The organism is Rufibacter glacialis (assembly GCF_008271745.1).
Classification (GTDB): domain Bacteria; phylum Bacteroidota; class Bacteroidia; order Cytophagales; family Hymenobacteraceae; genus Nibribacter; species Nibribacter glacialis.
In genome coordinates this window covers 163,553-183,778 of sequence record NZ_VKKZ01000021.1, presented here as the reverse complement: position 1 = coordinate 183,778, position 20,226 = coordinate 163,553, and the positions used below count along the sequence as shown (strand labels likewise).

Annotated in this window: 16 protein-coding genes; 8 read left to right on the top strand and 8 right to left on the bottom strand. The window is 56.1% G+C overall.

Translation table 11 applies throughout. The features are described from left to right. The first annotated feature begins 41 nt into the window (after positions 1-41). Complete coding sequence (locus FOE74_RS12450) at positions 42-1,391, top strand: FAD-dependent oxidoreductase (RefSeq protein WP_149098950.1); 1,350 nt, start codon at positions 42-44, stop codon at positions 1,389-1,391. Between the two features lie 129 nt (positions 1,392-1,520). Further along, positions 1,521-4,412: a CHASE domain-containing protein gene (locus FOE74_RS12445; protein ID WP_149098949.1), complete on the top strand. Its 2,892-nt coding sequence runs from the start codon at positions 1,521-1,523 to the stop codon at positions 4,410-4,412. Between the two features lie 253 nt (positions 4,413-4,665). Here FOE74_RS12445 and FOE74_RS12440 read toward each other — a convergent pair whose 3' ends face one another. The 8 genes from FOE74_RS12440 to asnS form a co-directional block, all read right to left on the bottom strand. Then, positions 4,666-5,241: a DUF4252 domain-containing protein gene (locus FOE74_RS12440; RefSeq protein ID WP_149098948.1), complete on the bottom strand. Its 576-nt coding sequence runs from the start codon at positions 5,239-5,241 to the stop codon at positions 4,666-4,668. Between the two features lie 96 nt (positions 5,242-5,337). Further along, the gene (locus tag FOE74_RS12435; RefSeq protein WP_149098947.1) at positions 5,338-6,123 is read right to left on the bottom strand and encodes a LytR/AlgR family response regulator transcription factor; all 786 of its coding nucleotides are present in this window, start codon (positions 6,121-6,123) and stop codon (positions 5,338-5,340) included. A gap of 106 nt (positions 6,124-6,229) precedes the next feature. Then, entirely contained in the window at positions 6,230-7,282 is a 1,053-nt protein-coding gene (locus FOE74_RS12430) for a sensor histidine kinase (RefSeq protein WP_149098946.1), read from the bottom strand. Positions 7,283-7,348: 66 nt separating this feature from the next. Beyond that, positions 7,349-7,981 (bottom strand): hypothetical protein, encoded by a 633-nt coding sequence (locus tag FOE74_RS12425; RefSeq protein ID WP_149098945.1) that lies wholly within the window; start codon positions 7,979-7,981, stop codon positions 7,349-7,351. A gap of 129 nt (positions 7,982-8,110) precedes the next feature. Further along, on the bottom strand, positions 8,111-8,443 hold the full coding sequence (locus FOE74_RS12420; protein ID WP_149098944.1) for a hypothetical protein: 333 nt from the start codon (positions 8,441-8,443) through the stop codon (positions 8,111-8,113). Then, complete coding sequence (locus FOE74_RS12415; RefSeq protein ID WP_149098943.1) at positions 8,403-10,265, bottom strand: TonB-dependent receptor; 1,863 nt, start codon at positions 10,263-10,265, stop codon at positions 8,403-8,405. Before FOE74_RS12415 ends, FOE74_RS12420 begins: the two co-directional genes overlap by 41 nt. A gap of 291 nt (positions 10,266-10,556) precedes the next feature. Then, positions 10,557-10,964, bottom strand: a complete 408-nt coding sequence (locus FOE74_RS12410; protein ID WP_192576612.1) for a hypothetical protein — start codon at positions 10,962-10,964, stop codon at positions 10,557-10,559. Positions 10,965-11,697: 733 nt separating this feature from the next. Continuing rightward, complete coding sequence (gene asnS / locus FOE74_RS12405) at positions 11,698-13,086, bottom strand: asparagine--tRNA ligase (RefSeq protein WP_149098941.1); 1,389 nt, start codon at positions 13,084-13,086, stop codon at positions 11,698-11,700. Between the two features lie 223 nt (positions 13,087-13,309). Between asnS and rpoN the strand changes: the two genes are divergently transcribed. The 6 genes from rpoN to FOE74_RS12375 all read left to right on the top strand — a co-directional run bounded on the left by rpoN (position 13,310) and on the right by FOE74_RS12375 (position 20,224). Next, positions 13,310-14,791: an RNA polymerase factor sigma-54 gene (rpoN, locus tag FOE74_RS12400; protein ID WP_149098940.1), complete on the top strand. Its 1,482-nt coding sequence runs from the start codon at positions 13,310-13,312 to the stop codon at positions 14,789-14,791. A 149-nt stretch (positions 14,792-14,940) separates the two neighbouring features. After that, positions 14,941-15,561, top strand: a complete 621-nt coding sequence (locus tag FOE74_RS12395; RefSeq protein ID WP_149098939.1) for a hypothetical protein — start codon at positions 14,941-14,943, stop codon at positions 15,559-15,561. Positions 15,562-15,810: 249 nt separating this feature from the next. Beyond that, entirely contained in the window at positions 15,811-16,419 is a 609-nt protein-coding gene (locus tag FOE74_RS12390) for a hypothetical protein (RefSeq protein ID WP_149098938.1), read from the top strand. Between the two features lie 102 nt (positions 16,420-16,521). Then, entirely contained in the window at positions 16,522-18,078 is a 1,557-nt protein-coding gene (locus tag FOE74_RS12385; RefSeq protein WP_149098937.1) for a M28 family metallopeptidase, read from the top strand. A gap of 147 nt (positions 18,079-18,225) precedes the next feature. Further along, positions 18,226-19,896, top strand: a complete 1,671-nt coding sequence (locus FOE74_RS12380) for a beta-N-acetylhexosaminidase (protein WP_225840797.1) — start codon at positions 18,226-18,228, stop codon at positions 19,894-19,896. A 142-nt stretch (positions 19,897-20,038) separates the two neighbouring features. Beyond that, the gene (locus tag FOE74_RS12375; protein WP_149098936.1) at positions 20,039-20,224 is read left to right on the top strand and encodes a hypothetical protein; all 186 of its coding nucleotides are present in this window, start codon (positions 20,039-20,041) and stop codon (positions 20,222-20,224) included. Positions 20,225-20,226: the final 2 nt, after the last annotated feature.

The following is a 20,226-nucleotide window of genomic DNA, read 5'->3' as shown; positions in this document are numbered from 1 at the left end:
TGGCTGTTTTTGCGCCAACGGTAGAAAAATAACCCCAATACATGGAGAAAACTTCCCATCTCAGTGTTATGGGCGGGGGCCTGGTAGGTTGCCTGCTGTCTTTGTACCTTTCCAAGCAAGGGTATAAGGTAGATGTGTATGAGCGCCGGCCAGACCTGCGGCGCCATGACATTGGCGGCGGAAGATCCATCAACCTGGCCCTGAGTGATCGGGGTTGGCGCGCGCTGGAAACCATTGGCATCTCAGAAGAAATCAAGAAGGTGGCCATTCCCTTGTACCGCAGGGTAATGCATGACAAAAACGGCAATCTTTCTTTCCAGCCCTATGGGCAGGAAGGGCAGGCGATCTACTCCGTGTCCAGGGGTGGCCTGAACGAAGTCTTGCTGGACCTGGCAGAGGCGCAACCCTCTATTTCGCTGCATTTCCAGCAACAGGTCCTGGAGGTGGAGGTGAACTCAAACAAAGTCACCCTGCTGGATACCAACACCCAGCAGGAGCACCAGATCCAGCCAGACGTGATCTTCGCCGCCGACGGCGCTTTCTCCATGGTCCGGTTGTCTTTGCAGAAAACAGAGCGGTTCAACTATGAGCAATCCTACCTGGACTACGGCTACAAAGAACTCACCATTCCGCCGGCCGCAGACGGGGGCTGGCAACTGGAGAAAAACGCGCTGCACATCTGGCCCCGGGGCCAATACATGATGATTGCCTTGCCTAACATGGACGGCTCCTTTACCTGTACCATGTTCTTCCCGTATGCGGGCAATCCCTCTTTTGAGTCGCTTCAGACGGCAGAGGATCTGGAGCGTTTCTTTGGCGAGGTGTTCCCAGATGCCGCGGCCCTCATGCCAGACCTGGCCCAGGAGTTCTTTGAGAACCCCATTGGTACGTTGGTGACCATCAAGTGCTTCCCGTGGAGCCACGCAGGCAAGATCCTGCTGGTGGGAGATGCGGCCCACGCCATTGTGCCCTTCTACGGGCAGGGCATGAACGCCGGGTTTGAAGACTGCACCGTGCTGCGCAACCTGCTGGAACAGCACCAGGACGATTGGGAGACCATCTTCAAGACCTTCCAGGACGTGCGCAAGCCCAACACAGACGCCATTGCTGACCTGGCCGTCTATAACTTTATTGAGATGCGGGACAAGGTAGCCGACCCGCGGTTTCTGCTGCAGAAGAAGGTAGAAGCCAAAATCACCGCCCAATACCCAGACTCCTGGCTTCCGTTGTATTCCATGGTTACCTTTTCCCCAGATTTACCGTATGCCGAGGCACTGGCCAACGGGCAGCGGCAGGAAAAGATCATGAATGCCCTCATGGCGCATATTGAAACCGAAGAAGATTATGACAAGCCTGAAGTACAGCAGTATCTGCAAGCCCACCTGACATAACTTTTTTTGAGTTATCTGTCTGTTATCTCAAAAAGACCTATAAAAGCCCCCCGTTGTAGCGTCTTGTTTTGCCAACCTGTCAACACCCTTTCATGACTGTGAAAAGGTGAAGCGAACTGACCATACCACATGCTGTTTTCCCGCTTAAAAGATTATTACCTGGCGTTAGGTTCCTTTGTGCTGGTGCTGGGCATGACCCTCTACGCCTACTACGTGTCCAGAGCCAATGACCAGGCCGAGGACGCGCAGCTGTTCAAGATAAAGCAGGTGCAGATCAAGGCTACCCTGGAACGGCGCATGGGCTACTACCTGCAGATCCTGAAAGGCGTGAACGGCCTGTTTGCCGCCTCAGACACCGTGACCCGCCATGATTTCCAGAGTTACCTGAACGCCCTGCAGATCAGCAAGAACTACCCGGGGGTGCAGGGAATCGGGTTTTCGGCCATGGCCACGCCAGAGCAGGTGCCTAACCTGGAGCGCCGCATCAGGGCAGAAGGGTTCTCTGACTTCCGCGTGTGGCCAGAGGGGCCACGCACCGAGTATTCTTCCATCATCTTCCTGGAACCCCTCACCGGCGTGAACCAGCGGGCCTTCGGCTATGACATGTTCAATGACCAGACCCGCCGTGAAGCCATGGAAGCCGCCCGTGACTTCAACCTGCCCGCCATGACCGGGAAAGTACGGCTGGTGCAGGAGAGCATAGGCAAGGCGCAGCCCGGCCTGCTGATCTATCTGCCGGTGTACTATGGGGGCAAAGACCCGGTAGACCTGGCTGCGCGCAGAAGCAACCTGAAGGGGTTTGTCTATGCGCCCTTCAGAGCGGCAGACTTGTTCTACAACACCATAGGGAATGACTTCAATGACATCAGTATCTCCATCTATGACGGCAAAGAGGTAAAGGAAGAGGCCCTGCTGTACCGGAACGCCAGCAACCTGGAGGCAGACGAAAGCGAAGACAGCCTGCTGATGGCCCAGGATGTGATTCGGGTGGCCGGCCGCACCTGGACCATGGAATACAAGGCCACCCGCGCCTTCACAGAAGCCTCTGGTATTGACCAGCATGACCTGATCCTGCTGGGCGGGAGTATCATCAGTTTGCTTATCTTCTTCGTGGTGTGGTCTTTGCAGCGCTACCTGCGGTCAAACCAACTCACAGAACTCATCACCAAAAACACCACCGCGGGCTTGTTCATGCTGGATGGCCGAGGGTATTGCACCTTCCAGAACCCGGCCGCCGCGCGGCTGCTGGGCTTTGACCTGGATGAACTCAAGCGCCGGCCCCTGTATGAGTGGGTGCACAAAGGGCAGGAGCCTGGTAACCTGGCGCCGGAACTGGTCTCGCAAAAAGCCTTCACGTTTGAAGACACCTTCCTCTGCCGCAACGGCAACTCCATTCCGGTGGTCTGCTCTACCCGATTTGTGAAGCAGGGCGGGGCCGTGGTAGGCCACATTCTGGAAGTACGCGACGTGACCGAGGAGAAAAAAGCCCAGCAGGCGCTTCTGGAAAGCGAAGCCCGCTTCCGGAACATGGCAGACAGTGCCCCGGTGATGATCTGGATCACCGACCAGAACAGTGACTGCACCTACGTGAACCGCCAGTGGCTTAAATTTACGGGCACCACCTTAGAAGAAAACCTGGGCAAAGAGTGGGTGACGTTTGTGCACCCAGATGACCGGCAGGCCATGAACCGGGCCTACCAGCAAGCCTCCCAATCACGAACCGAGTTCAAGGTTGAGTACCGCCTGCGCCGCCGGGATGGTGATTACCGGGGCGTGGTGACCATGGGCATTCCGCGGTTCAGCGCCGAGGGAGAGGAGTTCCTGGGGTTCATTGGGTCTTCCATTGACATCAGTGACCGGATCAAGATGGAGCGCAAACTGAAGGAGAGTGCAGATACCCTGCAACGCATCTTCATGCAGGTGCCCGCCATTGTGGGGCTGGTGCGGGCCAAAGACCTGCGCTACACCCTGGTGAACGCGTACCTGAGCACCTTGTACCACGGCAAAGCCAAAGTAGGGGAGAACGCCCTCAACAGCCTGCCAGAGGCCCAGCGGGAGAGATTCAAAACGGTGATCCAGCGCATAGTGGAAACCGGCGAACCATATATTGGGCAGGAGGTGCCCATCACCTTTGAGGGCTCCGCCCAGGAACCAGAATACGTACGGTATTTCAACCTGGTGTACGAGCCCATCAAGAACAGCAGGGGCGAGGTGGAGTCTATCCTGACCTTTGCCGTGGAAGTGACCGAGCAGGTGAAAAGCCGCGAGCAGCTTTCTTCCATCAATGATGAGCTGAACCAGAAAAACCAGGAGCTTACCCGCATCAACAATGACCTGGACAACTTCGTGTACACGGCCTCGCATGACCTGCGCTCACCGCTGGCCAACCTGGAGGGGCTCACCACGGCCTTGCTGGAAACCGTAGAGGGCAAAGAGCACAGTGAAGAGCACATCTTGCTGCACATGGTGGCTTCCTCTATCTCTAAACTGAAAGGAACCATCCATGACCTCACAGAGATAAGCAAAGTGCAGAAAGACCTGGATTCTCTGGCCGAGGTCCTTTCCTTTGCCGAAATCCTGGCCGGGGTGGAGGAAGACATTTCCCCTATGATTCAGGAGGCCGGCGTGCAGGTGGAGGCGAGTTTCCAGGTCAAGTGCGTGCGCTTTGCCCGTAAGAACCTCCGCAGTATCCTCTACAACCTGGTGTCTAACGCGGTCAAGTACCGTGACCCTAACCGGAAGCTGAAGGTGAAGGTGACAACTGCCCGCCAAGACGACTGGGTCGTGCTGAGCGTGCAAGACAACGGTCTGGGCATCCGCGAAGACCAGCAGGAGAAGCTGTTCACCATGTTCCGGAGGTTCCACTCGCACGTGGAGGGTACCGGTATAGGTTTGTATATCGTGAAACGCATCATTGAGAACAGCGGTGGCCGCATAGAAGTCTCCAGTGAGGCCGGCCGAGGCACCACCTTTACCGTCTATCTGCAAGAGCATCCGCAACCGGTTGCACTCTGTAACTAAGAAGCGTTTCCTGTAAGCCCGCAAGGTGCAGCTTAGGCTTTTTGGCAGTGGGGTTAGAGACCTTTTTAAAGCAGGTTCCGGTGAATCTAAGGCTCTGTAAACCGGTCATACGAACTACAAAGTGCTTTATGGGCCTAGGCAGGATGCTCCCTGATAGTCCTCTTCATTAAAATTAAAGCGAAGCCCCTGTTTAGAGGCTGGTTTAGAAAAACCAGCCTCTAAACAGGGGCTTCGGCAGGGAGAGCGGGGGTGGCTACCCCAGCAGCGGCAGGAAAATCTCCGGGTCAATCTTTTTGAGCAGCTGCTCTACCTGGCCTCGGGTGAAGCGGCCGTTTATCTGGAGCATCAGAAACGAGTTGCCGTATTTGCGGTAGCCCACTATTTCCTGCACCTGGTCTTGGGCAGCGCGCATCCTGAACTGCAGCGCCCCCGGGTTGTCCAGCACCACCGGCAGGTTCTCATAGTTCTCTTTCTGTAACACCTGGTCCAGTTCCTGGGTGAGGCCGCGCTCCAGCAGGCGCTGAGCCCGGTTATTGGTGGGCGTGAATGAAAGCACCCTCACCGAGGTGATGTTGGCCAGGGCCGCCGTCACCGTGGAATCCGCATCTTTGGGGAGCAGGTAGCGGGTCACCAGGCCTATGGGCAGGGTGGTGCCCTTGAACCCGGCCTCGTTTTTATATTTCTGGTAGAAATCTGCCGTGGTCTGGGCCGGGGGCAATTTGCTGGTGCTGCTGCAACCGGAAAGTATCGTTAAAAAGGCCAGGGCAACCACAAGTGCAAAGCCATTACGTATTGCTTTAGGGAAGAAACGGGAGGTTGAGTTTTGCATACAAATTCTGTTTTAGACCTGTTTTACGGGAAACCGGCCCAAAACGCTCACCAACCCGTGCCCCGGCCTCTGGAAACGGCTCCTGGGGTGGCGGCGCTACTGGTCCAGCCACGCCCGGAACGCGCCCACGCGCTCGCGGCTCACCAGCACCTCTTCCTGCGCATGGTGGCGCAGCACCACCTTCAGGCGGCTGTTGGAGTACTGCACAATGTCCTGAATGGCGTTGAGCTGCACCAGATACCCCCTGTTCACCCTGAAGAACCGCTGCGGGTCTACTAGCTGCTCCAGCTGCTCCATGGTATAGTCCAGTGCGAAGCGCCGGTTGTCTGCCGTCTGCAGGAACGTGGCTTTCTCAAAGGAGTAGAAGAAATCAATCTCCTCCACCGGAATAGCCCGCAAATGTTCCCCCACCTTCAGCACGAACCGGTTCTTGTAGGCCCTAGCCGATGGGTTCTGCAGTTGCTGTAAGGCCTGTTGCAGAAGCTGGAGTTGGCTGGGCTCCGCTGCGGCCAGCGTGCCCGTGGTCAGGTGTTGCAGCTTCCGGAGGGCCTGGGCCAGTTCCTCCTCGTCAATGGGTTTGAGCAGGTAGTCAATGCTGTTGGCTTTGAAGGCGCGCAGGGCGTAGGCGTCAAAGGCGGTGGTGAAAATGATGGGGCAGGAAACGGCCACCTGGTCAAAGACCTCAAAGCTCAGCCCATCAGCTAATTGGACGTCAAAAAATGCCAGGTCCGGGGCAGGCTGTTCCTTGAAATAGGCCACCGCTTCCTGCACCGAGGCCAATTGGGCCACCACGGTCACCGGAACCTGGGTTTGGGCCGCCAGGAGCCGGGCCAGCCGGTTGGCCGCCAGAGGTTCATCTTCTACTATCAGCGCTTGCCGCATTATGGGTAGGTTATGGGTTATTTATTGCCTGTTTTCCGGAAAATAGCCTTGAAACGGCGCTTTTACTGCCAGGGTGAGTGGGGCACATGGCTGTTTCGCCTGCCCTTTACGTTGCCGGGTGAAACGACAAAAGCGGGAGCCGCACGGTAAAGGCCGAATCGGTTTTCTGAATCGTCATTTTTTTATCGGTCAGCACCTCGTAGCGGGCCTGGATGTTGGCCAGCCCCAGACTGCTGGGCGGCTCGTGCTGGGCCTTGGGCTGCAGGTTGTTCTCTACCTTCAGATAATCCCCTTCCAGAGTCACCGTCACGCGCAGGGGCTCTTTGTCCCAAGCCCGGTTATGTTTGACGGCGTTCTCCAGCACCGTTTGCAAAGCCAGCGGCGGTACCTGCCACCCAGGGGGTACGCTGGCCGGCAACTCTACCTGCAACCCTGCCCCGTGCCTGATTTGCTGCAGAAACACGTACTGGCGGGCAAACTGCAACTCTTCCTCCAAAGGCACCACTTCTTTCTGCTGCGAGTCCAGCACGTAGCGGTATACGCCGGAGAGTTGTTTGATGAATTTCACGGCCAGGTCGGGCTCCTCGTGCACCAGGCCGGTGAGGGCATTGAGGCTGTTGAACAGGAAATGGGGGTTCACCTGGTTTTTGAGCGCCTCGTACCGCGAGAGCGCGTGCTCCCGCTTCAGGCGCTCGGCGCTCACCGCAGACTCCCGCCAACTGTTCAAAAACGCCACGGCATGGATGGTCATGGTGATGATAAGCGTCACCACCATCTGGGTGACCATGGTCCAGCGGGCCACGGGGGTGGCCAGGTAATTGATGTCGCGTTGTGGAAGAAGCACGTACCAGGTCCAGTTTACCAGGAGAATGATAACCGAAGAATAGACAAAGACGGCCAGAAGTGTGACCAGAAACCGCTTTAAGGGAGCTTCTTTCCAGGAAACCCACCGGTCAAGGTTATTGCTCAGGTAACCGTTCCCCAGCCACAGCGAAGAGAAAAGCGAGAAGGCGTACAGGAAATAATAAAAGGCCCGGTTCCCGTCGGTGCGGCAGCTTTCGCAGGCCAGCAGCACCTGCACCATCGCCAGCAGGGCAAACAGCAACATCCATTTGAAAACAGAGAGCAGGCGCTTGGTAGGGATACCGTAACTAGACATGGCCGGAAGGTAAGGATTTTAACGATAATCTGCCGCCCCGCGGGCTGGCAGGGGCGGCAGGGTTCTTTAGTCACACTTCGCCAAAAGCGCCAGGCTGGCCTGCTCGCCCCAGGCAGGGGCCAAGGCGTGGGAAGGGGTAAAACTGCGGTATTTTTCCTTCGCGGTTTCCAGGATGGGTTTAGCGGCAGCGGGACCACCGCCAAACATCTTCGGAGTATTGAAGGCATTCTGGCCCAGCAGAAAGTACACCCTGGGGTTGTGGGGATTCAGCTCCTTCGCTTTCTCCAGGGCTACCGTGGCCAGGCCGGCGTATTTCATGCCCCGGGCCATAGGCGAGATGACCAGCCGGGCCTGGTGCAGGTACGCCTGCAGGGCAAACAGCTCTGATTCCTGGGGCTTAAGTTTCAGGGCCCGGTCCAGGTAGGTCTGGGCCTTGTCCAGGACGGCGTCGCGCTGGGTTTCCTCCTTCAGCAGAAAGCTTAGGCCGGTATTGGCGTAGGCCGCATAATAGGCCGGCAGCCATTCCTTCGGCTCCGCCTCCGCGATGCGCTGTATTTTGTTGGCCACCGGCTGTTGGTCCTCGGCGGTTTTTGCGGCTCTGAGTTGCTGAATGGCTTCGGAAAGGGCCGCTTGGTAATCGCCTTGGGCATACGCGTAGAGCATTAAAAATAAGAACGGAAGCAGGAGTAATTTTTTCATGGCGTTTTGTTTTTAAGGTGTTTTTTGAAAAGTAGGGTGAAACTGAAGTAATCCATTAAATGGGTAAGGGGGGAGGAAAGAGGAGCTGATAACCAGGTAGCACATTGGCACATAAAAATCATTAGCACATTACTTGGCGTCATTGATGGAGATAAGCAGGGCTACCAGGACAAAGCGTTTGGCGCCGGGCTCCACCGGCTGGGCCGCGAAGGCCCCGGAGGCATCCGGGGAGGAAGCGTAGCGGTAGCCGAACACATTCTCGCGGCCCAGCAGGTTGCTGCAGGAAACGTGCAGGATGGTGGAGTAGCCTTTCAGCGTGGTGAGGTAGCTGGCGTTCAGGCTGAGGTCCTGGTAGCTTCTGGTGCGGCTCTGCTGGAAGCCTTCCAGGTTGGGGTTATGGTACGGCCGGCCGCTGGTGTAGCTAGCGGTGACGCCCACGTAGGTCTTGATTGGGAAAATCATCTGCTTGTACACCAGGTTCACGTTGTGGGTAAGAGGCGAAGCCCGGCCGCGCCGCCACCGGGTAGCCCTTGTAGAGGCGCTTGCTGCCCAGCAGGGAGTAGGAAACCCAGTAATCGGCTCCTTTCACGGTCTTTTGGTCGCGCCAGAAGATTTCCACCCCCCGGGCGTAGCCGTGGCCCCCGTTGGTGATTTCAGTGGCCTGCAGCAGCTGGGGTGCATTGTAGCGCACAAGGTTCCGGTAGTCTTTGTAGTACCCTTCCACCCGCAGGGTACGCTGGTTGGCGGTGCGCTGGTAATTGAGGATGTAGTGGGCGGCACGCTCGAACGTGAGGGGTTGGCGGTACTTGAGTAAATCGTTCTCGGGGGTCTGGTAAAAGTGGCCGTAGGCAAAAGACACCTGGCCGTGGGTACTGACCTGGTAGGCCAGGGCCAATCGGGGGGAGAGGGCATTCTGGGCCAGGAAGGTGGACCGCTCCCAACGCAGCCCCGGGCGGGCCACCAGCTTGTCGCCCAGGTAAACATCGGCCTCGGCAAACCCGGCCAGGTTCTGCTCGGGCACGGCGGCGGTTCTGTGGTCATCCTCCAGACGCTGCCGGTACTGCTGCCGGTAGCCGCGTAGCTGTACTTCCAGGCCGGTGCGGAGCGTGACGGCGTGGTGCAGGTCCCGGATTAGCACGGCTTTTCCGGTCCAGGCATTCTCCTGGGTGTTGACCCGGGCATCGCCGGCGGCGAGGTTATCCACCGTGTGGGTAAAGGCCATGCCCGCCTGCAGGGTCCATTTCTCTTGGAACGTCTCTTCATAGGTGCTGTTCAGGAACAGGTTGCGGTTGCGTACGTCAATGGGCGTAGGGCTGGCAGGTTGGTCCAGGTTGGGTTGCAACAGGCCCAGGTGGCTATCTGCGTAGGTGCCGTAGAGTTTGATCAGGCCGGTGGCCGAAGGCTTGTGCCGGAACACCAGGCTCCCGGCTTTGGTCTCGGGCATGTGGCGCCAGGCCCGGCGTTGGGGCACCAGGTTCATGTAAGGCTGCAGGTTGGTGTATTCGCCAGACACGGCCAGGGAGGTGTTCTGCCAGCGTTTGGTGCGCGAGAGGCTGGCCCCCACGCTCATGAGGGAGAAGCCGGTCTGGGATTCCTCGGCCAGACCCTGGCTCTGGAGCAGCAGCGCCGAGGACAGGGCCTGCCCGTATTCAGCAGAGAACCCGCCGGAACTGAAGGCCATGCCACTGAACAGGAAAGGGGAGAACCTGCCCCGCGAAGGCACGTCCGGCACGCTGGCATTGTACGGGTTGGCCACCAACAGACCGTCAATAAATGTCTTGGATTCATAGCTGTCGCCACCGCGCACGAACAGTTTCCCCTCTTCGCCTACTTTCTGGGTGCCGGGCAGGGTGTTCACCGCGCCCATGATATCCGCCGAGGCCCCGGCCGTGGTGACAATGTCGCGGGAGGTGAGCAACGCGCCCCGCTTTTCATCGCTGGCCTCAAAAGCGCCCGCCGTGATGGTCACGGTCTGCAGCTGCCGCTGGTCGGGCTTCAGGGTGAGGCGGAACGCCGGCACCGGCTGGCTCAGGTTCACCGGTTGCTCCAGGGGGCTGAACCCCAGGAAGCTGACCACCAGGGTCTGGGTACCCGTTTCCTTGGTGGTGAACGAGAACGCGCCGGCCCCATCCGTGGAAGCGCCCTCATACAGGCCCTTCAGGTACACGTTGGCTCCCACGACCGGCTGGCCGGACCCATCCAGCACCTGGCCTTGCAAGATAATCTGGGCCTGAGAAAGGAGAGGGGTAAGCAGCAGGAGGGTGAAGAGGACAACGGTTTTCATGGCGGTATTGCTTCGTTTCTAAACAAAGATGAACCGCTAGGAAGAGGGCCGAAAATAAAGGTGGATGAACTGTGGAGAGAGGTGGATGAACCGTAGCAGGAGAGAGATAAGCGGGTTTCCGGTTTGGGCCTAATTTCGGGAAAAGAGCCCCTAAACAGCAAGAGCCCGCTACGGCGGGCTCTTGCTGTTTCCAAAAGAAGGAAAGCTTATTTGTTATTAGAGGCAACTCTAACGGAAGGGAGTTGGAGTGAAGTGCCCTATGTAGATCTTTACATAGGGCAGGTCTTAAGCCTATTTTTGGCTGGAGGCTATTCTTTTGTTGCTCTCTTTTTCTTTGGCGGCTAGCTTGCGGGCTGCTTCCTTTTCTTTCAATTCCTGAGCCCGTTCTTTGGCGGCTAATTTCTTGGCCTGCTCTTTTTCTTTCAGGGCCATTTTCACCTGGCGCTCTTTTTCTTTGGCGGCCCTCTCTTTCTCTTCTAAGGCGGCTTCTCTCTCCTCCTCTTTCAGTTTCAGGGCAGCCATTCTTTCTTTCTCAGCTATCCTTCTGGCTTCTTCTTTCTGTAGCAAGGCCTCATCTAAAGCCTCATACTTAGCGTCAATCAGGGCCTGACGGGCGATCTCTTTTTGTTTCGCCATCTCCTTGCGTTCTTTGGCTTTTTGCTTGGCCAGCTCAGCCCGCTCTTTTTCTTGTTGTTTCATCTGAGCCTGGCGCTCTTTGGCCTTTTGGCTCGCGCTCTGAGCTTGGGCGGTCCCTAAGGTAAGGGAGAACATAAATAGCAGAAGGGTAAAATATTTAATCATGGTTCTTGAATAGGTTGTCTGTTGTTTGTTTCAGGGTAAAGTAAAAGAGAATACATTTAAAATTAAAATAAATGAGAATAAAAGTGCTTATAATTTTATCATATTGTACAAAACAAAGTTGATGTAATTATTCTTATAAAACCATATAATCGTTAATACCCTCTTTTCTTTTTTAGGCTGAAACGTCATTTGGCTTTCTAAAGCAAATGGCATGCATACATACGCCAAATAGCTTGAAAGGATAACAGGAACTGCTTTAGGGGACTGAACGGCTATGTTTCAGGGCCGAAATAGGAAAAACACCCCCTAAACGCTTGAGGAAAAAAGAGCCATTTACGAGAAGTGGCCACCAAAAGTATTTAATGACAGTTCTGCAAGGGAGAGTTCTGTCCATTTGGGCGGAACACCAGGCAAAGGGGAGATGCCGGGCAAGAAGACAGCACGTTGAGCCAAGGGAATGAGTGTAGTAGCCAAGGAAGTCCTGCAAAGATGAGCGTAGGCTGGAACCGCCTCCTTGCGCTACCTCCAGCCTAGGTGAGTTAAAAGGGACTTTTCCGGAAAACAGGCCAAAAACAAAGCCGCCCTTTGGGAAAAACCAGAAGGGCGGCTGAAAGAAGGACGTTTAGGCTGATTAAAACTCAGCGCTTTTAGGGAAGCGTGGGAAAGGAATCACGTCTCTGATGTTGCCCATGCCGGTCACAAACAAGAGCAGGCGCTCAAAACCCAGGCCAAACCCGCTATGCGGCACCGTTCCAAAGCGGCGGGTGTCCAGGTACCACCACATCTCTTTCTCGGGAATGTGCATCTCCTGCATCCGTTTCACCAGTTTCTCATAGTTTTCCTCCCGCTGCGAGCCGCCAATGATCTCACCAATGCCCGGGAACAACACGTCCATGGCCCGTACGGTCTTGTTGTCATCGTTGAGCTTCATGTAGAACGACTTGATGTCTTTAGGGTAGTTGGTCAGAATCACCGGTTTCTTGAAGTGCTTCTCTACCAGGTAGCGCTCGTGCTCGCTCTGCAGGTCAGTGCCCCATTCTACTTTGTACTCAAACTTCTGCTTGGCATCAATCAAGATAGCCACCGCCTCTGAATAGGTCAGGCGCTGGAAGTCGTTCTCCACCACAAAGGCCAGGCGGTTCAGGAGTTCCTTGTCATACATGTCGTTGAGGAACTGGAGATCGTCCAGGCAGTGGTCCAGGGCGTAGCGTACCAGGTAGCGCAGGAAATCCTCGGCCAGGTCCATGTTGTCTTCCAGTTCATAGAAAGCCATTTCCGGCTCCACCATCCAGAACTCCGCCAGGTGGCGGCTGGTGTTGGAGTTCTCGGCCCGGAAGGTAGGCCCAAAAGTGTACACCTCAGACAAGGCCATGGCGGCCACTTCGCCCTCCAGCTGCCCAGACACGGTCAGGTTGGTGGAACGGCCAAAGAAGTCTTCAGAGAAATCAACCGTACCGTCTTCAGTACGGGGTGGGTTTACCGGGTCCAGGGTGGTCACCCGGAACATCTGGCCGGCGCCCTCGGCGTCAGAAGCCGTAATAATGGGGGTATGGATGTAGAAGAACCCGTTGTGGTTGAAGTAGCGGTGAATGGCAAAGGCCATGGCGTGCCGAATGCGCAACACCGCGCCAAAGGTGTTGGTGCGCGGGCGCAGGTGGGCGATCTCGCGCAGGAACTCCAGCGAGTGGCCTTTTTTCTGCAGGGGGTAGGTTTCTGGGTCAGCGGTGCCCAGTACCTCAATAGTGCGGGCCTGTATCTCCACAGACTGGCCTTTGCCCTGGCTTTGAACCAAAGTACCAAGTACAGAAACGCTGGCACCGGTGGTCACTTCCCTCAGGGCCTCGTCGGTGAACAGGTTCATGTCTGCCACCACCTGGATATTATGGATGGTGGAGCCGTCATTCACGGCAATGAACGTCACAAACTTGTTGCCGCGCTTGGTGCGCACCCAGCCTTTTACCAACACCTCCTGGCCGCTGCCGGGCATGTGGAGGACTTCTTTTACTTTGGTTCTTTTCATATTCTTTCTCGTATCGGGTAGCAAGTATCAGGTAGCACGTATTCTGCTGTTGCAAAAGTAAGTAGAGAACAGCAAAAATTTTAGTTAATAACAGGAGTCTTGCCACGCGGTGCCTGTTCCCTGCTACCTCGCCCCAGGGGGCGATCAACCTTTTTTGCATTCCAGTAGTAAAAAACCATAACTTTGGGCTAGTCCGCACTTGTGTGGCCGGTGCCGTTTGCCTATGCAGAGACTTGATTTAAAACAGCTATTATCCCAGAAACTATCCCCGCAGCAGATCCAGTTCATCAAGTTGCTGCAGGTGCCTACCGCTGAGCTGGAGGCCCGCATCAAAGAGGAGCTGGAGGTGAACCCCGCGTTGGAGGAAGGGGATGTCGCCGATGAGCCTGCGACGGATAACGAGGATGCCAACAGTGATGCCGATGATGACTTCGACAACACCGAGGATGACTTTGCCGAAGACGAAGCCCGCCGCGATGACGATGACGTGGACATTGGCGATTACCTCAATGATGACGAGATAGCTGGCTACAAGATGCAGGGGGATGGGCCCGGCGACGAGGAAGACCGCGAGATGCCCATCGCGTTTACCGGTTCGCTCACCGATGCCCTTATGGACCAATTGGGTTTCCTGAACCTGGACCCCAAGCAGATGGCCATAGGCGAGCAACTCATTGGTTCCATTGACCAGGACGGCTACATACGGCGCGAGCTGCAGGCCATTTCCAATGACCTGGCCTTCTCGCAGAACATAGAGGCCTCTGAGCAGGAGATAGAAGACGTGCTGCGCCGCATTCAGGCCTTTGACCCCCCTGGTATTGCCGCCCGTGACCTGCAGGAATGCCTCTTGCTGCAACTGGAGCGCCGTGACCCGGATGAGATCACTGAGGTGGCCGAGCAGATCATCCAGGACACCTTTGATGAATTCACCAAGAAACATTACGCCAAGATCCAGCAGAAACTGGAACTAGAGGACTTTGAGCTGAAGGCCGCCATTGACCTGATCCTCAAACTGAACCCCAAACCCGGCGGAACCGGCGGCGCCACCCGTGTGCAGTACGTGATCCCAGACTTCATCATCACCAATGAAGACGGCCAGCTCCAACTCTCGCTCAACGCCCGCAACGCCCCAGACCTGCGCATCTCCCGCTCCTACGCCGACATGTTTGACGCCTATGACAAAGGCTCCAAAAAAGACAAGAAGCTCAAGGAGACGGTCACGTTTGTGAAGCAGAAGCTGGATGCCGCCAAGTGGTTCATAGACGCCATCAAACAGCGTCAGAATACCCTGCTGCGCACCATGGAGGCTATTCTGCGCCGCCAGTATGACTATTTCCTGGAAGGCGACGAAAGCAAGCTCAAGCCCATGATCCTGAAAGACATTGCCGAGGACATTGGCATGGACATTTCTACCGTGAGCCGCGTGGCCAACAGCAAAAGCGTGCAAACCGAGTTCGGGATCATCCCGCTCAAGTTCTTCTTCTCAGAGGGTATTGCCACTGATGCCGGCGAAGACGCCAGTAGCCGCGAGGTGAAATCCATCCTGAAAGACATTATTGAAGCCGAGAACAAGCGCAAGCCTTTGTCTGACGACAAGATTGAGAAGATGCTCAACGAGAAAGGCTACAACATTGCCCGCCGCACCGTAGCCAAGTACCGCGAGCAGCTCAACATCCCGGTAGCCCGGTTGCGCAAAGAACTTTAGGAAGCGAAGCTTCCAATTAGGAATTTAGAATTAGGAATTAAGAATTTTAATAAAGCATGATGTAACCCTACTTTCTATTGCACATGAAGGGAATCAAGTCACCTGAGAACCGATTCCTTATTCCTAATTCTTAATTCCTAATTACCAAAGTGAATCCCCGCATCGCGACGGCGCTTTCCGTTCTCTTTCATCCGTTGCTTCTGCCTACCTACCTGTTTGGCTTGCTGCTGTATTATCTGCCGCCAGAAGTGTTCTCTTACCCGCCAGAAGGCAGGCGGCTGATTGTGCTGTTGGTGTTCATTCTCACGTTTCTGTTGCCGGTGTTTGGTACGCTCATGATGCAGCAGGCGGGGGTGGTGACCTCTATCACCTTAGACGCCCGCACCGACCGGCGGTGGCCGCTCTTGCTGGCCGCCACCTGTTATACGGTGCTCACGGTGATGTTCTTCCGCGTCTCTTTCTTTGACAACCTGTTCTTCCTGATCATGTTGCTAGTCACGGCCTCGGTGTACATGACCTTGGTCATCAACCAGTTCTGGAAGATAAGCGCTCACAGCATTGGGTTGGGCGGCGGTTTGGGGATCATGGTGCTGCTGCACGGGTGGCTCCCCGAGAACTACCTGCTGTACCCCATGGCGCTGGGGGCGGTGGCCTGCGGGGCGGTGATCTCTGCACGGCTGGCCTTGGGGGCGCATAATACCAAACAGGTCTATGCCGGTTTTGCCCTAGGGTTCCTGTTAGGGATTAGCCTCTGGGGAGCGGCCTTTTAGGCGGTTTTAGGCACGGTTTTGGCAAAACAGCCCTGAACCCCGAGAGCGCTCTTGCCGCAGTTGTCTCAGCTGCCCGACCTTGCCGGGGTCCAGGTGCGGTTAAGCGTTGTTTCTTCCAAAACAGCCCTTAAACGGAGATCAGGTTCGTCGTTTGACGTTTGTTGCACCTGAGAGGGAAAGTCCCGGGGCGTACGCCCTGCTTGAGAACAGAACCGTTTTAGATAATAACAGATTAGTCCTTTGCCTGCCATGCGTTTCAGAACCTTAGCCTTTTTCTCTTTCCTTTGCCTGGCGCTGCTCTTCTCTGAGGCCGGGGCCCAGGTGCCTGCCACTGAAAACAAGGTAGTGCAGGACTTCATGCGGTATTTGGCGTCCCAGCAGGGACGGCACAACCGCATAGACAAGAACATGCTGCCCTGGAAGCTCTCTGAGGTGTACCTTAATGACTCGCTCTGGGCCAAAGTCAACATCTCTGATGAAAGCCGCCTGGCCGCCCGGCAAGGCTTGCATGGCGCCGGCCCACAGCTCAAGATGGATTACCGCCTCACCAAACCCGAGTTTGAGCGCCTCAAAAGCCGGATCAGACAACAACCCAGAACCCAATGGACAGAAACCGATTTTCCTGACAGCACCGTGGTGGTGCAGGAACTGAACCTGGCGCCCATCACCTACTACGCCTATTCCTACCCGGTGGTGTTGCCGTCTAAGAACCTGGTGCTGGTGAAAAAGTACTTCCGCTCTGAGAAGCTGATGGGCCGCTGGTCTTGCATTGAGGTGTACCGCATCATCAAACCCGGTAAGTACCAACTGGAGAACTGTTACCTGAGAACGTATGACCAGGGCGTGAGCCGGTTCTAAGCGGTTTCATCTGGTTCTGGGTGAGCTTTTTAACCGCAGAGGTGGTAAAGTCTGGGGCGGTTGCCTATATTTACCTCACGCTATACTAACCTCCTCTCGCCCATGAACAAAACGCTACACCTCATTTTAGGGGCCGCCTTTCTGGCTATGCCCGCCTTTGCCCAGCAAGCCGAACCGCTAGATGCGGCCGTGGTGGAAAAAATCCGCCAGGAAGGCCTCAAGAACTCCCAGGTGATGGAAATCGCCTTTTACCTCACAGACGTGAACGGCCCGCGCCTGTCTGGCTCTACCGGGCTGGCCAAAGCCAACCAGTGGACGAAGGACAAGCTCACCTCCTGGGGGTTGAAGAACGCCGTGATTGAGCCCTGGGGCAACTTCGGCAAAGGCTGGGAGGTGGAGAAATCCTACCTGGCGCTTACCAAGCCCTACTACCAGCCCATGATCGGGTCACCCAAAGCCTGGACGCCGGGCACTAACGGGCCAGTGAAAGCGCAGGTCATGCTGGTGAAAGCCGCCAAAGAAGAAGACCTGGCCCAATACGCCGGCAAGCTGAAGGGCAAGATTGTGATGATGGAGGTGACCAACCCCATCAAAACCACCTTCACCCCAGATGGCAACCGCTACACCGACGAGCAACTCCAGAAAATGGCCGAGCCGGTACAGCCAACGGCGGGCCGCACGCCCATGACCGATGAACAGAGAGCTGCATTCCAGGCCCGCCGCGCCTTGATGGTGAAAATGGGCGAGATGTTCCTGAAAGAAGGCGCAGTAGCCATGTTCAGCGGCCGCAGCGGGTCGCACGGCACGTTCTTTACCAGCAACGGCGCTTCTTATGCGCTAGATGCCAAACCCGTACTGCCTGAGTTTGAGGTAGCCCAGGAAGACCTGGCCCGCATGAGCCGTCTGGTGGCCGCCGGTATTCCGGTGGAGGTGGAGTTGGAAAGCAAAACCCGCTTCCTCACTGAGGATCCCCAAGGCTACAATGTGATCGCGGAGATTCCGGGCACCGACAAAAAGCTGAAGTCTGAGGTAGTGATGCTGGGTGGTCACCTGGACTCCTGGCACGCCGCCACCGGCGCCACCGACAATGCCGCCGGGGTAGCCGTGATGATGGAAGCCGTACGCATTATCAAAGCCCTGAACCTGCAACCCAAACGCACCATCCGCATTGCGCTGTGGGGCGGCGAGGAGCAAGGCCTACACGGTTCGCGCGGCTACGCCAAGAAACACCTGGGAGATCCTGCTACCATGAAGCTGTTGCCGGAGCACGCCAAGATTGCCGCCTATTACAACCTGGACAACGGGTCGGGCAAGATCAGGGGCATTTACACCCAGGGCAACGAGGCCGTGGCTCCCTTGTTCAAAGAATGGCTCAAGCCGTTCCATGACCTGGGCGCTACTACCGTGACCAACCGCAACACCGGGGGCACCGACCACCTTTCCTTTGACGGATTGGGCCTGCCGGGCTTCCAGTTCATCCAAGACGAGCTGGAATACAACACCCGTACCCACCACACCAACATGGACACCTATGACCGCCTGGAAGCGGATGACCTGAAGCAGGCCTCTGTGATTGTGGCTTCTTTCGTGTACCAGACCGCCATCAGGAAAGATAAACTGCCACGTAAGGCGCTTCCGCAGCCTAGGCCGCAGTCATAAACCTTGTGGCAAGGCAAACGGAACGGCCTTTCTCCCGGTTAAGGGGAGAAAGGCCGTTCCGTTTGCCTCTGTCTTGCCATTGGCTTTACCTTTGTCAAAACCCTTTCTTGCCCTGCCTTTGGCAAGAAAGGCTAACGCTCAATACAAATGAAAAAACGCTGGCTGTCTTTCCTGTTCGCGATGGGGATGGTGGTTTCTGTCAACTGCCAGGGGCAAACTCCTTCGCCTAAAGACCAAACCTCCTCGCCCAACAACATAGTGCCTAAACCGGTCTCGTTCACGGCTACCGCCGAGAAACCCGTGACCCTGAACAAGCACACCCTGCTCATCGCTGATGCCCCGTTCCAGGAGCAGGCGGTGTACCTGCAAGGGTTACTCAAAGACCAGTTGGGCCTCACCCTGGAAATTGCTACGCCCCAGACCAAAATAGGCAGGAACTCCAGGATCGTGCTGGCCTATGATTCCATTGAAGCCAACCGGCCCGAGATGTACTGGCTGGAGTCAGGCGGAACCACCGTCCGGTTGAAGGCACGGGACGTGACGGGCATGGTGCACGGCATCCAGACCTTGCTGCAGCTTCTGCCCCTGCAGAAGGAAAAGCAGGTGGCGTTTCCTACGGTGGAGGTCAAAGACTACCCGCGTTTCGCCTACCGCGGCATGCACTTAGACGTGAGCCGCCACATTTTCCCAGTAGATTTCCTGAAGAAGTACCTTGATTACCTGGCTTTCCATAAGTTCAACACCTTCCACTGGCACCTCACTGATGACCAGGGCTGGCGCCTGGAGATCAAAAGCTATCCCAAGTTGACCGAGGTAGGAGCCTGGCGCAACTCCACGCTCATCGGGCATTTCAAAGACACACCCGCCCGCTATGACTCTACCCGTTACGGCGGTTTTTACACCCAGGACCAGGTGCGCGAGGTGGTGAAGTATGCGGCCGTGCGGGGTATCAACGTGATCCCCGAGATTGACATCCCGGGCCACAGCCGCGCCATCATTGCTGCCTACCCTGAGTTCAGCACCCGCCCAGACACCGTGTGGCAGGTGGCCAACACCTGGGGCATGTACAACCGGCAGAACAACGTGCTGGCACCTAACCCGGGCACCTTCCAATTCCTGAAGACCGTGTTTCACGAGGTGGCCGATCTTTTCCCTTCGGAGTACATCCACATTGGCGGCGATGAGTGCAGCAAGATGTGGTGGAAAGCAGATCCTAAGTCGCAGGCCTTCATGAAAGCCAACGGCCTCAAAGACGAGAAAGAACTGCAGACCTATTTCATCAAGCAGGTGTCTCGGTATCTGGCCCAGAAGAACAAGAAGGTGATTGGCTGGCACGAGATTCTGGAAGGGCAGCTGGACACCTCGGCGGTGATCATGAACTGGGGCGGTGCCAAACAGGGCATTGAGGCGGCCCAGCGGCGGCACCCCGTGATCATGTCGCCGGGCAACCCGCTGTATTTTGACGCCTATCAGTCCAAAGACCCCAAAGACAGTCTGGCTATTCATGGGTACAACCCCTTAGATGCCGTGTACAACTTCAACCCGGTTCCCGCTGAACTGGAGCAGCTCAAGCTGGAGAAATACATTCTGGGCGCCCAGGGCAATGTCTGGACCGAGTACATGGGCTACCCCAGCAAGGTGGAGTACATGGTGTTCCCGCGCATGACCGCCCTGAGTGAGGTGCTCTGGACCCAGCCCAAACAGAAGGACTTCTCAGATTTCAAGCGCAGGGTGCGGGCCACCATGCTGCCGCGCTTCGCGTTCTGGGGCAGCGCCTATTTCAAGGATTTTGACAGGTGGACAATCGCTGATAAGTAAGGCCAAAAGAACTTCTTTTTCTCCCGTGGCAGGCACTTTTCCGGTTTAGGCCTCGTTTTTAAGAAAGCAACGCAGAAACAGGCATTGGTTTGGGTACTGGGTTCTACTTTGTATCTTTACTCATCACCCAAGGTTTTCTTACATGACACCCCTTAACACCAACCTGTTACTGAACTGCATGCTCACCATCTCGTTCCTGATCTTGATGTGGCGCATAGATGACCCTAACATCCTCATCACCCTGTTTGCCTTTCTGGGGTTTTTGATGTTTCTGGTGCTCAAGTTCATCCTGGTGCTACGCGATCGGAAAAGTAAATCCTCTAAGTAACG

Coding starts and splice junctions, on each gene's coding strand:
- FOE74_RS12450 (WP_149098950.1), top strand. CDS start 42: ATGGAGAAAACTTCCCATCTCAGTGTTATGGGCGGGGGCCTGGTAGGT.
- FOE74_RS12445 (WP_149098949.1), top strand. CDS start 1,521: ATGCTGTTTTCCCGCTTAAAAGATTATTACCTGGCGTTAGGTTCCTTT.
- FOE74_RS12440 (WP_149098948.1), bottom strand. CDS start 5,241: ATGCAAAACTCAACCTCCCGTTTCTTCCCTAAAGCAATACGTAATGGC.
- FOE74_RS12435 (WP_149098947.1), bottom strand. CDS start 6,123: ATGCGGCAAGCGCTGATAGTAGAAGATGAACCTCTGGCGGCCAACCGG.
- FOE74_RS12430 (WP_149098946.1), bottom strand. CDS start 7,282: ATGTCTAGTTACGGTATCCCTACCAAGCGCCTGCTCTCTGTTTTCAAA.
- FOE74_RS12425 (WP_149098945.1), bottom strand. CDS start 7,981: ATGAAAAAATTACTCCTGCTTCCGTTCTTATTTTTAATGCTCTACGCG.
- FOE74_RS12420 (WP_149098944.1), bottom strand. CDS start 8,443: ATGATTTTCCCAATCAAGACCTACGTGGGCGTCACCGCTAGCTACACC.
- FOE74_RS12415 (WP_149098943.1), bottom strand. CDS start 10,265: ATGAAAACCGTTGTCCTCTTCACCCTCCTGCTGCTTACCCCTCTCCTT.
- FOE74_RS12410 (WP_192576612.1), bottom strand. CDS start 10,964: ATGAAACAACAAGAAAAAGAGCGGGCTGAGCTGGCCAAGCAAAAAGCC.
- asnS (WP_149098941.1), bottom strand. CDS start 13,086: ATGAAAAGAACCAAAGTAAAAGAAGTCCTCCACATGCCCGGCAGCGGC.
- rpoN (WP_149098940.1), top strand. CDS start 13,310: ATGCAGAGACTTGATTTAAAACAGCTATTATCCCAGAAACTATCCCCG.
- FOE74_RS12390 (WP_149098938.1), top strand. CDS start 15,811: ATGCGTTTCAGAACCTTAGCCTTTTTCTCTTTCCTTTGCCTGGCGCTG.
- FOE74_RS12385 (WP_149098937.1), top strand. CDS start 16,522: ATGAACAAAACGCTACACCTCATTTTAGGGGCCGCCTTTCTGGCTATG.
- FOE74_RS12380 (WP_225840797.1), top strand. CDS start 18,226: ATGAAAAAACGCTGGCTGTCTTTCCTGTTCGCGATGGGGATGGTGGTT.
- FOE74_RS12375 (WP_149098936.1), top strand. CDS start 20,039: ATGACACCCCTTAACACCAACCTGTTACTGAACTGCATGCTCACCATC.